Raw genomic sequence first — 13,173 nt, 5'->3', positions numbered from 1 at the left:
CACTGTCACACCGCAGTGAGACGGGAGCGGCGCAAGTCTCGAATAGGGAAAGGAGGGTGCTTAATGCTTATGTTTAGCAGATATGAAGGAAAGGCGTGGGAGGATAAATTTTTGCCGCGGCTGACGAGCAAGGGGATCGCCGAGCTGCCTAAGGAGAATGCGCTGTGCATCCTGTCGCTGGGCGCTGTGGAGCAGCATGGCTATCATTTGCCCGTTATGACCGATGCGCTTATCGGGGAGGCGACGTTAACACAGACGTTCGACAAGATCGATCCGGACGAGCAGATTTGGAATCTGCCTCCCCTCGCCTACGGCAAGAGCAACGAGCATCTCGGCTTCGCCGGTACCATCGCATTATCAGCCGCAACGCTGCAAAGCATTGTCACGGATATTGCTCACAGCCTGCAGAGAAGCGGCTTCCGAAGGCTGCTGCTGTTCAATACGCATGGAGGCAATATGGACATGCTTAATGTCATTGCACGCGAGGTGCGAATTGCCACAGGACTAATGGTATTCTATCTGGCGCCGCATAGTCTGGATGCGGCCAATGATCTCATGACGCCGGAGGAGCTCGAATATGGCATCCACGGCGGTGATTATGAGACATCCATCGTGAAGGCGATTAAGCCGAATTGGGTGCATGATGAGCTTGCCGTAGCCGAAATGGTGGATCTCTCGCAATATGAACAGCTCACATTGGAAGGAAGAGTGCGGTTCGCTTGGATCATGAGCGATATCTCGGAAAGCGGAGTAGCTGGAGACGCAACGCGGGCAACCGCTGACAAAGGAGTCATTATCCAGGGGAGAATTACAGACTTTCTGGCCAAAGCCTTCGTCGAGCTGAGCAGATTTGAAATCTCGGATTTGAGACAACGGTAGTCCGTAAGGAGCGCAACTATTATGAAGCTGGCAACATTAAGGCTGGGCGGCGCCGAGCTGGCGGCGGTTATCGAGCCTTCCTTCTGTGTTCTGATCGATACGATCAATGCGGCGGAGCGCAAGCAGTGGAGCGGCAGTGTCTTTGATCTTATCTCGCTAGGGCAGCTGGATGAGATCAAGGAATGGTATGGCGGCGGCGGGCGGGAGCGGCTGGCTGCTATGGCGTCCATTCCGCTGGCGGATGCGCACTATGCCCCGCTGTACCGTCACCCCCGCAAAATATGGGGAATCGGCATGAATTATGTGAAGAACGCCTCGGATCTGGCTTTCGTGCCGGCGGATGCTGAGCCTGTGAGCTTCATGAAGCCGGACACGACCATCATCGGGAACGGCGAAGCCATCCGGCTTCCCGTGCAGTCGGAAGAGCCGACTGCGGAGGCGGAGCTGGCCATCATTATTGGCCGGGAATGCAAGTGTATATCTGAGGCGCAAGCGCGTGAGGTCGTTGCAGGGTTCACAACATCACTGGATATGACCGCTGCGGATATCCATGCGAAGAATCAGCGGTTCCTGACAAGGGCGAAGAGCTTCGACACGTTCTTCAGCTTCGGTCCGCAGCTTATTACGGCAGATGAGATCGAGGATGTGCTGGCTCTAACTGTAGAGACAGTGCTCAACGGCGATGTCAGCCACCGCAATGTGCTGGCTAATATGCGTTACCAGCCGTGGTATATCGTCGCTTTTCACTCGCAGGTCATGACCCTGCTTCCCGGAGATGTCATTCTGACAGGCACTCCGGGCGCTGTCGTCATTCGGGACGGGGATGTTGTGGAATGCCGAATTAGCGGGGGCTTTGAGCCGCTCGTGAATCCGGTGGCGGGATGATACTTTTGTCATCGTATATGGATAGTAATTGTCATGCCTAACAATTCGGAATATGGGAGCTCCGCCTCGTTTCGTCTCAGTGAAGAAACGGGGCGGGCTTTTAAGGCGGATGAATACGGATGAAGGCGGATGTAGCCCCGAAGGAGGACGAAACCCGCTTACAGCACGACCCACCGGATGAAAGAGGTGTATGTGGTCGTAGCTGCGGGAAGAGAGCTCTTCGCAAGAATTATAGTCATTCACGCTAATGCTTGAGCTCGAACTTGTCCAGCAGCTCCCCGTCCACATTATAGGCTTTATATGACAGGGTATCCCCATCGATTGTAATCCCCGCGAACATCTGCTGGCTATTCTGGAAATGCACCTTATGGTAGAACTTATCGCCCTTCTTCTCATTGAACTTGGGCCCTGACGTATTGGCTACGACATATACGGTCCCTTGCTTGCCTGTCACAGCACTCTCCCCGTCACCAACGACCTCGCCGCCTCGCAGCGGATAGGATCGCGAATATTCGTGGTTATGACCTTGCAGCACCAAATCCACCTTGAACTCGTCGAACACTTCGACCCACTTCTTCACTTTCTTGTAGGAGCTGCCGCCGTAAGCGCCGCGATGCATCGCGGCGATGATCCATGGCTTGTCCGTGCGGGCCAGATCCTCCCTGAGCCACTCTGTCTGACCCTCAATATTGGATTCCGTATTCAAGACGACGAAATGCGCATTGCCGTAATCGAACGAATATGTCGTACCGGGAATGGAGCCGTCCGCCCCATTATCAGGCACTCGAAAATGCGATACGAACCGCTCCGCATCGTTATCGATTTCCTCATGGTTGCCTGTGACCGGCATAAGCGGAATACGGGTCAGCCATTGCTCTCCTTTTTCGAAGAAGTGATCCCATCCCGATTCAATCCCTGGAAACTCCGTCAAATCCCCGTTATGCACAATGAATCTGGCATCCGGCAGCAGTTGAAAAGCCTGGTCCAATGTGTGGCCCCACAGCTTGAAATCCGCTTCCGTAATGCCTTGTGAGTCCGTCACATTAAGAAATGTGAACGCCTCGGCAGCCTCCGGCTCTGTAACGAATTGCGCAGGCTCGCTCCACCCGTGCCCGTCACCGCTGCCCACCCGATAGGAGTAGGCGGTTCCCGCCTTCAGCCCCGTAACGTCAACTTTATGGACACCTTGCTGCACATTCTTCTCGGTGGTGATAGTGGTTGTATTGCCCTTCACAGTGAGAATATGGTTCTCGTCGAGATCTTTCTTCCACGCGCCTTCTACAACTTGGATAACGGCATCTGCCGCAGCAGGCTCCGTATGCCAGGTGAATGAGCGGCTGGTGCGCGCATCGCCGGATATTGTAGTCACGATTGATTTGGCACTTGAATGGACACCCGTATCCAAAGCTTCGCTGCAGCCAGTCATCACAGTTATGCCCATCATAATAATGGCTGTCAATTTCAGTGCTTTTCTGTAGATACTCGTTCTCATTATATGGTTCCTCCTTACAGCCTCATACTGTGAAGCTGCGCTTGACCCGTTCACTTCTATTGTACCGTCAATGATATCTCTAATGTTAAGGAATTGTAAAACATTCAGCGGTCATTCAGTTACGTCTCAGGATGGACTCAGTTAGGCCTTCTACAATAGTAGTGGAAAAGAGGGGTGCACGTACAGTCTGACTAGAGAGAGGTGTGACATGAACAACAATCTGAAGTACCGTCATGAATTGAAATTTATGATCAACTATCATCAATTCTATCTGATCAGCAGCAGGCTGCGGAACCTGATGAGCCGGGACAAGCACGCGGGGCCGACAGGGGAGTATCACATTCGGAGCTTATACTTTGATGATATGAACAACAAGGCGCTTCACGAGAAATTGGGCGGCATCCGGGACCGGGTGAAGTATCGGATACGCATCTACAATGTGCAGGATCATATCATTCATTTTGAGAAAAAGATCAAGCGTGACGATTACATCGCCAAGGTGAAGGAATCGCTGACAAGGGACATGTACGAGGCCATCATTGCAGGAGATTATGAGGTGCTTCATCAGCCTGACAAGCCCTTTATGATGGAGCTGTACAACGAGATGAACCATAATCTGCTGCGGCCGAAGGTTATCGTCGATTATGTCCGCGAGCCCTATGTATGCCATAACGGCAATGTGCGGATTACGTTCGACAAGGAGCTGCGGACGGGGCTGAACTCGACGGATATTTTCAACAAGGATTTGAGCTCGGTGCGGGCGCTTGACGACAATCTGATTATTCTTGAGGTGAAGTACGACGAGTATATTCCGGGCTATATCCAGACTGCGCTGCAGCTGCAAGGATTGACGAGGCAGTCGGCGTCCAAATATGTGATATGCCGCAAATTTCTGAAAACGAATACATGGGAGGATTATTAATCAATGGAAACAACGACAACAGAGACGACGAATTTCGCCGATATATTGAAGAAATCGGTGCTTAACAATTTTGTATCCGACATCGATTTGACCAAAATGCTGCTGACGCTGGGAGTCGCTTTTCTGATCGGCTATTTCATCTATCTGCTCTACAAAAGGGTGTTCAGCGGTGTGCTGTATTCCCGGAGCTTCAATATTTCGCTGATCGGGATGACGATGGTTACGGCGATGGTCATTATTGCGGTCAATTCCAATCTGGTGCTGTCGCTCGGTATGGTCGGCGCGCTCTCTATCGTCCGGTTCAGAACGCCGATCAAAGATCCGACGGACCTGATCTTCCTGTTCTGGGCAGCTGCGGCAGGCATCGTCGCAGGGGCGGGCTTCTACACGCTTGCGATGGTCGGTTCCGTTGTGATCGGCCTGATCATGTTCTTTTTTATTAAACGGTCGACCTTCGAGACGCCCTATCTCCTTGTTATTAATTGTGACAGTGATAAGAGCGAGCAGGCAGTGCATGGGCATGTAGGTAAGATGGTGAAGCGCTACAATGTGAAGCAGAAGACTGTAACGCAGGGCAATATCGAGACGACACTGGAGATCCGGCTGCGTGACAGCGAAGGCCAATTCGTGAATGGGATCTCGGAGCTGGAAGGTGTTCGGAATGCTGTGCTGATCAGCTACAGCGGAAATTATGTATCCTGATGATGGAGGGTGTTGGAGATAAGAGCGAGAGCGATACTTCTTCTATGCATCTGTCTGATCATAGGGTTGTCAGGCTGCAGTACGCTGGCAGAGAAGCAGACGGACGAGGCTGGATCTGGCAAGGCGGCTACGGAGAGTGAACAGCGCATAGACGAGATGGTATTCCCCAAGGATAGAGTTGTGGATGTGAGAATTAAGCTTGATCCGGCAGATTATCAGGACATGCTGGACAATGCTGGCAATGAAGAGTACAAGACCGCTTCGGTCAATTACAACGGGCAGCAGATCGATAATATTGCAGTCAGGACGAAGGGCAATCTTAGTCTGCGGAGTGTAATTAATTCAGATTCGGACCGGTACAGCTTCAAGCTGTCTTTCGATGAATATATAGCGGGACAGAGCTTGAACGGTGTGACCAAGATCAATCTGAATAATAATTTCAGCGATGCTTCTTATATGCGGGAATTTCTGGCGTATGAGCTGGCGGAGGCAATGGGCTTGCCGACGCCTAAGTATTCTTTTGTCAACGTGTATGTAAATGATGAGCTTCGCGGATTTTATCTGGCTGTCGAGCAGGTGGGCGAGTCGTATCTGAAGCGGAATTTCGGCAATTCCGCCGGGGCGCTGTACAAAGCCAATGGGGGCAGCGGCAGCGAGCTTACTTGGCTGGAGAAGATGTCCGCTTACACGGGGCTTGATCTGAAATCGGCATCCTCCAATGATGATATTATTCTGGACATGCTGGATGAACTGAACAACGGTACGGGGTATGAGAAGGTTCTGGATGTGGAGGAAGCGTTGAAATTCATCGCGCTCAATACACTATCCGCCAATATGGACAGTTATCACGGCATGAACAAGCATAATTATTATTTGTACGAGGATGATGGTCTATTCTCGATTCTGCCATGGGATTATAATATGGCGTTCGGCGGATTTGGCGGAACGGGCATCCTGATCGACGAGCCGACACAAGGCGCATTGGCGGAACGCCCGCTGATCGCGAAGCTGCTCGGAGTGGCGGCGTATAAGGAGAAGTACCATCAGTATTTGTCAGAGATGCTGAAGGGGTATCTCTCGGACGAGGCGTTCAGCGCGCGTGTAAAAGAGGTGGCGGATCTGATCTCGTCCCATGTCGAGAAGGATCCGACGGCATTTTATACCTATGAGCAGTATGAGCAGGGCGTATCTGCTCTGGTCTCGTTCGTAGCCCAGCAGACCGCGCTGTTCACGAAGCAGCTGGACGGCACGTCCCCATCGTCAGGGGACGGGTCCGGCAGCGGCGGAGGCATGGGCGGCGTCGGCGGCGTGCGAGAAGGCATACAAGGCGGCGTGCGAGAAGGCATACAAGGCGGCATGCGAGAAGGCATGCAAGGCGGCGTGCGAGAAGGCATGCAAGGCGTAAGGCCGGGCAATGCCGCAGGCGCCGGGCCAGCTCAAGGCGCAGCCGCAGCGGGAGCGCAGGCTGGCCAAGGTGGCCAGCCTGGCCAGTGGCAACAAGGCGGCCAGGGCCAACCGGGCCAAGCCGAGCCGCTCCAGGCCGAGCCGGGCCAGGGCCAGGCAGGTCAGGGCCAGCCGGGCCAGGCCCAGCAGGGCCAACCACAGGCCGAGCCGGGCCAGGGCCAGCAAGGCCAGTGGCAGCAGCAAATGCCGCCTGATGGTCAAGCGGGCCAGCCGGGTTTTCCCGGTGAGATGGGCGGCGGCTTCGGCGGTATGCGAGGTGGTCCCGGAGGTATGGGTGGAGGGCCCGGCGGGTTTGGCTTCGGTCCTGGCGGACAAGCTGCACAACAGCCGGAAGGCAGCGCAAGCGATGCAGTTCAAGCGGGAATCGCTGCCGTGCTGCTTCTGATCTCTTGTCTCATCGTCGTTTTCTATAAACGCAAAAGATTATAATCGGCACATAAAAGCATCGCAGCGACCCATTGTTAGAGCTGACGATGCTTTTCGTCGTACTATGCCAAAGAGATGTCTGGTTGGTGTTTATTGTCCCGGAGAATAAACCGATAGCTCTCCACCACACCAGCCAATTGACTCATAAACCTGCGAAAGCGCAGGAAATTCCGCCAAAAACCGATATTTAGAAGAAAAGCCTGCGCCACCGCAGGCTTTTTCGTTGATTTGGTCCAATATATGAGGTGAGAACGATAAAAGGATGCACATTCGCAGGAATAGACTAACTTCGGTTAAGCGAGTGGGTTAAAGGATGCGTATTTGCAGGAATGTTGGTCACACGAAGCGCTAATCAGCGAACAAATTTCGATTCTTGCTACTCATTCTCAACTAAAGATCACGTTTCGCTATAGCTCTATGATAAGCGTCCATATATTGCTGCGCCTTCTCCGCAACAAGGCCATAGTTCCTAGTCTTGGCAGCTTCTGCGGTTAGATCAGATCCGATTCCTACCGCAACAGCGCCTGCAGTAATCCAATCCTCCAGATTATTTAGCGAGACACCGCCCGTAGGCATGATATTCAGCTGTGGCAGCGGCCCCTTCAGCGAGTTGATAATAGAGGGGGAGTACAAATTGCCGGGAAACAGCTTCACGATATCGACACCCAGCTCCAGTGCCTCCTGCGCTTCCTTAACTGTCATAATCCCCGGCATAACCGGTATCCGGTATCGATTGCAAAGGGTTGCCGTTGCTGGATTAAGACAAGGGCCGACTACGAACTCAGCTCCGCTTAGTATGGCTGCGCGTGCCGTCTCGGGATCCAGGACGGTTCCCGCTCCGATCACGGCGAATTTGTCTGCTTCAGCGGTGGTACTGCTGTATTTTTTGGCTAGCTGCTCTATCGCTTGAAGTGCATAGGGTACGGTCATCGTCAGTTCAATGATTTTGATCCCGCCTGCAATGGCTTGTTCAGCGGCCTCTACAGCTTCTTCCACAGTATTGCCGCGCAATACAGCTACTACACCGTACTTATGGATTTGGCGAATGACCTCGATTTTCTTCATAAATGCCACCTCTTTGTTGTCAATGTAAAATGTGATGGGTGCATACCAGTCAGTTCGCCGGTTGTAAGACCGGAGGCGATGGGGGTGGAGGCTGCTGTCTGCTGCCGGCCATCAACCGTACGCTGCTAGGGATGGGGGTGGAGGCTACCGCCAACAGCTGGCCATCAGCCATACTCTAGAGAGTCTCTCCTCCAGCCGCCAGCCATCAGCCGAACGCCAGAGGGCTACCGCCAGCCGCCAGCGACCTATGGAGAGGCTACCGCTCAATATGCGAGGTTCCCTGCAGGACCGCGTCCACCTCAGCGCGGGTGGGAATGCTCTCCCAATCGCCTTCGGCTTGAACGACCAGGCTGCCCACAAGATTGCCGAGAGCGACAGCATCTGAGCTGTCCAGCTCCTGAAGCAATCCGGACAGAAATCCAGCGCAGAACCCATCGCCAGCACCTACCGTATCGACGACCGAGGCGGCTTTGAAGAATGGAATCTCGCGTACAGTCCCGTTCTCGATCAGATAGGTGACACCCTCTCCCCCTTTGACCACAGACAGGGCAGACAGCTTGTTCAGTTCACTGACGATTGTATCGAAGTCATCTGTACGATAGAGCAGCTTCAATTCATCCAATCCCGGGAGAAAATAATCCGCTTCCTCTGCAAGAGACAGCAGCACGTCTGCGGCTTGTTCGATGCTCCACAGCTTTAGCCGAAGGTTGGGATCGAAGCAGATCTTCACGCCGCTCCGTTTCGCTGCCCGGATGGCTTCTATCACCGTCTCGCGGCAGCTGTCACTCAGAGCCGGCGTGATTCCGGTAAGATGAAGGATGCGGGCGCCAGCGATATATTCCGGGTCCAAATTGACGGGAGCCATCCGGCTCATGGCGGAATATTGACGGTAGTAATAGAGGGAGGTCTTGCCCCTCACGGTCTCTCTCACCATCAGTCCTGTTGGTCCATCGTCGGATAGAACGGCACGGGAAACATCCACACCTTCGCCCCGGATTGATTTCAGGATGGAGCGCCCAAGCGGATCATTGCCAAGCCGTCCGAACCAGCCCGCCCGATGCCCCAATCTGGACACGCCGATCGCAACATTGCTCTCCGCTCCCCCGAAAGAAATATCCATCCGGGCAGCGTATTCGATTCCATTGGCGGAATCTCCCTTGAGGAGTGCCATTGATTCACCGAATGTTACGACGTCCATACTACACCTCCACCATTGCTTTGATCACTCCGGCAGCGGGATTCATCCAGCGCTCGAATTCATCGATCATCCCGTTGAAGGAGACGCGATGCGTGATATAGTCATCAAGAGGTACAAGCTTTTTCCTTACCACATCGAGCACGGCGTGGAAATCTTCCTTAGTCGCATTGCGGCTGCCCATTAAAGTAAGCTCCTTCTTATGGAAGTCCGGATCGTTGAACGTGATGTCGGATTTCACCAAGCCTACATAGATCAGCTTGCCCCCATGGGCGACATAGTCGAAAGCCCCTGTCATCGACTTCACATTGCCGGTCGCATCGAAGACGACAGTGGGGAGATCGCCGCCTGTCAATTCCCGCAGCCTGTCCACAGGTGATTGCAGAGCATTGACCGTGTCATGAATGCCTGCCCATTCCCTGCAGAATTGGAGGCGCTCCTCGCTGACATCCATCACGATTACCCTTGCGCCGCTGTTCTTGGCAAGCGCCATGACGCCGAGCCCGATTGGGCCCGCTCCAATGACAAGAACCGTCTCGCCTTGGCTGAGACCAGCACGCCTCACTGCATGGGCGCCAATGCTCAGCGGCTCAATAACTGCAGCATGATCCAGCGAGATATCGTTGACCTTCACCAAATGGTCGGTCGGCACCGTTATATATTCTCTCATCCCGCCGTCCGTATGAACCCCGAGCACCCTCATATCCGTGCAGCAATTGCTTTTGCCCCGGCGGCAGGCTACACAGATTCCGCATTCCAGATAGGGAATGATGGCGACTTGATCTCCAACTGCCAAGCCAAGGCGGTCACCGTTGATCTGCTCCACGATTCCGCTCAGCTCATGGCCTAACACACGGGGATAGGTAAAATAGGGCTGATTTCCTTTGAAAGCATGCAAATCGGTCCCGCAAATGCCGATCCTCTTAATCCGGACCAGCGCTTCACCCGTCTGAGGAACAGGCCGTTCTGTCTCGATCATTTCGAATTCGTCTATTTGGCGGCACAGAATCGTTCTCATGGTATTGTCCCCTTCCTTCACATAAGTTTTCTAGAGGATGACGCCGTCCTTGAAGATGGCGATCTCGCGAAAGCCGTTCTCCTCATTGCGGGTTTGCGCCTCTCCCGAGGCGATGGAAATGATCAAGGCCAGCAGCTCATCACGCATACTGTCCATAGAATGTCCCTCAATCAATTGCCCGGCGTTATAATCGATCCAATTCCGCTTGCGCTCGGCAAGCACAGAATTCGTCGCGATCTTCAAGGTCGGAACAGGGCCGCCGAACGGTGTCCCTCTGCCCGTCGTGAACAGGACGATGTGGGCGCCGGCAGCGGATAGCGCTGTCACAGACACAAGGTCATTGCCTGGCGCCTGAACCAGATTCAGGCCGGGCTTCTGCGATCTCTCCGCATAGCGCAGCACATCCGTTACGACAGCATGTCCGCCCTTCTGTGTACAACCGAGCGACTTCTCTTCCAGTGTGGAGATGCCGCCGTCTTTATTGCCAGGTGAAGGATTCTCGTAAATTTCCTGACCATGCCTGATAAAATAATCCTTGAAGCCGTTAATTAGCGTTACGATGCTTGTGAATACGTTCTCGTCCTTGGCCCGCTCCATTAGAATGGTCTCGGCCCCGAACATCTCCGGCACCTCGCTAAGCAGCGCGGTGCCGCCCTCTGCTGTCACCGCATCGGCGATTGTCCCGACCAGCGGATTGGCGGTAATGCCCGAGAATCCGTCAGACCCGCCGCATTTCAAGCCAATCTTAAGCTTGGACAGTGGAACGGCTGTCCGGGTGAAGGTCTCGGCATAATCGACCAATTGATCGATCAATGCCATCCCCGTTTCAAGCTCATCCTCGACCTCCTGGGATTTCATAAACTTTATTCTGCCCTCCGGGATATCGCCTAAGAGCGCTTTGAAGGAGTCGATTGTATTATTCTCACAGCCCAGCCCGACCACAAGCACGGCCGCCGCGTTGGGATGACAGGCCAGTGCGGCAAGAAGCTTTTGCGTAGCGAGCAAGTCATCGCCCAGCTGCGAGCATCCGAAAGGATGAGCGAAATGCAGGATGCCGTCAATTGCCCGATCCCCATATTTCTTCGTTGCCATTGATGCTAGCCGCTCGCATGTTTTGTTGATGCAGCCAACTGTATTAATAATCCATATCTCGTTACGGATGCCGACCTCGCCGTTCGCGCGGATGTAGCCCTGGAAAGTCGCCTGCGCCTGCTGGCTCTGGTTGTGCTCCTCTCGTTCCGGGGCTGCCGGTGTGTAAGTATAATCCAGCAGTTTTCCAAGTCCAGTACGCAGATTATGCGTATGAACCCAGCTTCCTGGGACGATATCCTCCTTGGCAATGCCAATGGAATAGCCGAACTTATGAATGTGGCTGCCCTCTGGCAGAGGGCGGAGACTTATTTTATGACCTCTGGGCACATCGTTAATGACCGCAACCGTTTCTGTCCTGCCGTGAACGTCATAGCGGAGCATCTCTCCCGCAGAGAATGCGCGAAGGGCAATGGCTACATCATCACTCGGGTGGATGACTAAGGTATCGTTCATCTTCTGTTATCTCCTCTCCATCGTTAGCAGATGTGCCATAATGGCATCGCCAAGGCCGTCCATTTCGTTCAAATCACTGTCCCACAGCTCCCGATCCCCCAGAACCTGATCGACCAGCTCCGACAGCTTCCGTTCTCCTTGCTCTACCTGTTCCCAGAGCTGCTGCAAACGCCGCAGATGCGCAGCATCATCTCTCACCACAAGATCCATGCCGTCCAAACGGCGGCCAATGTAACGCCCATCTTCCTCATGGACGTTGTAAAGTCTGATCAGAGAGGCCAGCGCCTCGGTAAGAATTGGCGGCAGGACGCCGAATCGTTCCCTGTAGCTAATAAGCGTAGGGATGAGCCTGACTTTGAATTTGGACAAGCTATTCATTGCAATATCCGTTAGCTGGTGCTGGATGAACGGATTAAGGAACCGTTCGATTACCTCTTCCGCATAGCGCTTCAATTCGTCAGTATCCAGAGGCAGAACCGGAACGATCTCCTCCATCACGGCTTGTCTCACCCTTGCGCCAAGCTCGGCATGCTGGACAACCTCGCGAACCTCGCGAAAGCCATGCAGCAGTCCAATAGCTGCCAGCAGCGTATGGGCGCCGTTCAGAATACGCACCTTGCGCAATTGGAATGGACGCAGATCCGCCACCCAGTGGACGTTCAGTCCTGCTTGCTTCAACGGCAGGCGCCCATCCAGGGCAGGGTCTCCTTCAATCGCCCACAAATAATAGGGTTCAGCAGCAGTCAGAAGCTTATCCTGAACGCCCAGCTGCTTATTCAGCGACTCTGCCTCAGCTTGGGGGAATCCGGTTACGATGCGGTCTACGAGCGAATTCAGGAACAGATTATGCTCCATTACCCAGCGCTTGAATGGCTCCGGCAGATTCCAGTCCTCCGCATGCTGCAGGACGATCTCTTGCAGACGGTCGCCGTTTCGCTCCACCAGCTCGCAGGGCATAATCATGAGTCCGCTGTCCGGGTGAGCAGAGAATGCGACGTAGCGGTGATATAGGAACAGTGTCAGCTTGCCGGGATACGAGCGGATCGGCTTGTCCGGATTCCAACTGCTGAATTGATACGCAAGACCGGCTTCTGTCGTATTCGATACGATGATGTCCAGTTCCGGACTGGCCGATAAACCGAGGAAGGTATCCCATTCCTGGTAAGGATCGATGAACATCGAGAATCCGGCGATTAATTCGGCTTCTTCTATTCTTTCTCCCTGCTGGATGCCCCGAATAATGGCATGATAGAGACCGTCCTGGCGCTGCAGCTCCTGAAGCTTCGCCGCTCCTGTAGGTCTCGGCTGTGTAACCGCGATACTGCCTTCATACAAGCCGCGCATATGCAGCTGTCCCATCATCCAGTCGAAGAATCCCCGCAGAAAATTGCCTTCGCCGATCTGCAGCACTTTGACGGGATATTCGGTCATTCGCACATACTGTGATAAATGGTTCGCCTTTAAGCTATTTTTATTCAAGAGGGGATACTGCAAAGGCTCCTGGTCTGAAGTTATCGTCAACATGCTGGTTCACCCACGCTCCCCGTCATTCATAATCGTGTTATACCTTCATTATAGAG

Annotated in this window: 11 protein-coding genes; 5 read left to right on the top strand and 6 right to left on the bottom strand. The window is 53.7% G+C overall.

The annotated features are described in order from the left end of the window. Positions 1 to 63 precede the first annotated feature (63 nt). Positions 64 to 879, top strand: coding sequence for a creatininase family protein (locus K0T92_RS21380; RefSeq protein WP_343223767.1), 816 nt, complete (start codon positions 64 to 66; stop codon positions 877 to 879). A gap of 21 nt (positions 880 to 900) precedes the next feature. Next, positions 901 to 1,764, top strand: coding sequence for a fumarylacetoacetate hydrolase family protein (locus tag K0T92_RS21375; RefSeq protein WP_219874525.1), 864 nt, complete (start codon positions 901 to 903; stop codon positions 1,762 to 1,764). A 244-nt stretch (positions 1,765 to 2,008) separates the two neighbouring features. On the opposite strand, the gene K0T92_RS21370 is transcribed toward K0T92_RS21375, so the two are convergent. Further along, positions 2,009 to 3,256 carry a purple acid phosphatase family protein gene (locus K0T92_RS21370; protein ID WP_219874524.1) on the bottom strand — a complete coding sequence of 416 codons (1,248 nt, stop codon included), beginning with the start codon at positions 3,254 to 3,256 and terminating at the stop codon, positions 2,009 to 2,011. Positions 3,257 to 3,464: 208 nt separating this feature from the next. On the opposite strand from K0T92_RS21370, the gene K0T92_RS21365 reads away from it, so the two are divergent. Genes K0T92_RS21365 through K0T92_RS25375 form a run of 3 tightly spaced genes read left to right on the top strand, consistent with a single transcriptional unit; the run spans position 3,465 to position 6,773 of the window. After that, complete coding sequence (locus K0T92_RS21365; RefSeq protein ID WP_219874523.1) at positions 3,465 to 4,178, top strand: polyphosphate polymerase domain-containing protein; 714 nt, start codon at positions 3,465 to 3,467, stop codon at positions 4,176 to 4,178. A 3-nt stretch (positions 4,179 to 4,181) separates the two neighbouring features. Next, entirely contained in the window at positions 4,182 to 4,880 is a 699-nt protein-coding gene (locus K0T92_RS21360; protein ID WP_219874522.1) for a DUF4956 domain-containing protein, read from the top strand. 9 nt (positions 4,881 to 4,889) lie between these two features. Further along, positions 4,890 to 6,773: a CotH kinase family protein gene (locus K0T92_RS25375; protein ID WP_219874521.1), complete on the top strand. Its 1,884-nt coding sequence runs from the start codon at positions 4,890 to 4,892 to the stop codon at positions 6,771 to 6,773. Between the two features lie 387 nt (positions 6,774 to 7,160). On the opposite strand, the gene K0T92_RS21350 is transcribed toward K0T92_RS25375, so the two are convergent. The 5 genes from K0T92_RS21350 to K0T92_RS21330 form a co-directional block, all read right to left on the bottom strand. Further along, on the bottom strand, positions 7,161 to 7,835 hold the full coding sequence (locus K0T92_RS21350; protein ID WP_219874520.1) for a bifunctional 2-keto-4-hydroxyglutarate aldolase/2-keto-3-deoxy-6-phosphogluconate aldolase: 675 nt from the start codon (positions 7,833 to 7,835) through the stop codon (positions 7,161 to 7,163). Between the two features lie 256 nt (positions 7,836 to 8,091). Continuing rightward, the gene (locus K0T92_RS21345) at positions 8,092 to 9,033 is read right to left on the bottom strand and encodes a sugar kinase (protein WP_219874519.1); all 942 of its coding nucleotides are present in this window, start codon (positions 9,031 to 9,033) and stop codon (positions 8,092 to 8,094) included. Between the two features lies 1 nt (position 9,034). Next, a complete protein-coding gene (locus K0T92_RS21340) occupies positions 9,035 to 10,048 on the bottom strand; it encodes a zinc-binding alcohol dehydrogenase family protein (RefSeq protein ID WP_219874518.1) in 1,014 nt (337 codons plus the stop codon). Positions 10,049 to 10,078: 30 nt separating this feature from the next. Beyond that, positions 10,079 to 11,593, bottom strand: a complete 1,515-nt coding sequence (locus tag K0T92_RS21335; protein WP_219874517.1) for a UxaA family hydrolase — start codon at positions 11,591 to 11,593, stop codon at positions 10,079 to 10,081. A gap of 6 nt (positions 11,594 to 11,599) precedes the next feature. Then, positions 11,600 to 13,117 (bottom strand): tagaturonate reductase, encoded by a 1,518-nt coding sequence (locus K0T92_RS21330; RefSeq protein ID WP_219874516.1) that lies wholly within the window; start codon positions 13,115 to 13,117, stop codon positions 11,600 to 11,602. Between the last annotated feature and the right edge of the window lie 56 nt (positions 13,118 to 13,173).

The sequence above is a fragment of the Paenibacillus oenotherae genome (assembly GCF_019443105.1).
Lineage (GTDB): Bacteria > Bacillota > Bacilli > Paenibacillales > Paenibacillaceae > Paenibacillus_Z > Paenibacillus_Z oenotherae.
This window is presented reverse-complemented; position numbering and strand designations above follow the sequence as displayed.

Excerpts from the sequence above, each read along its gene's own strand:
- K0T92_RS21350 (WP_219874520.1), bottom strand. The coding sequence starts at position 7,835 with ATGAAGAAAATCGAGGTCATTCGCCAAATCCATAAGTACGGTGTAGTA.
- K0T92_RS21380 (WP_343223767.1), top strand. The coding sequence starts at position 64 with ATGCTTATGTTTAGCAGATATGAAGGAAAGGCGTGGGAGGATAAATTT.
- K0T92_RS21340 (WP_219874518.1), bottom strand. The coding sequence starts at position 10,048 with ATGAGAACGATTCTGTGCCGCCAAATAGACGAATTCGAAATGATCGAG.
- K0T92_RS21335 (WP_219874517.1), bottom strand. The coding sequence starts at position 11,593 with ATGAACGATACCTTAGTCATCCACCCGAGTGATGATGTAGCCATTGCC.
- K0T92_RS21345 (WP_219874519.1), bottom strand. The coding sequence starts at position 9,033 with ATGGACGTCGTAACATTCGGTGAATCAATGGCACTCCTCAAGGGAGAT.
- K0T92_RS21375 (WP_219874525.1), top strand. The coding sequence starts at position 901 with ATGAAGCTGGCAACATTAAGGCTGGGCGGCGCCGAGCTGGCGGCGGTT.
- K0T92_RS21330 (WP_219874516.1), bottom strand. The coding sequence starts at position 13,117 with ATGTTGACGATAACTTCAGACCAGGAGCCTTTGCAGTATCCCCTCTTG.
- K0T92_RS21370 (WP_219874524.1), bottom strand. The coding sequence starts at position 3,256 with ATGAGAACGAGTATCTACAGAAAAGCACTGAAATTGACAGCCATTATT.
- K0T92_RS21365 (WP_219874523.1), top strand. The coding sequence starts at position 3,465 with ATGAACAACAATCTGAAGTACCGTCATGAATTGAAATTTATGATCAAC.
- K0T92_RS21360 (WP_219874522.1), top strand. The coding sequence starts at position 4,182 with ATGGAAACAACGACAACAGAGACGACGAATTTCGCCGATATATTGAAG.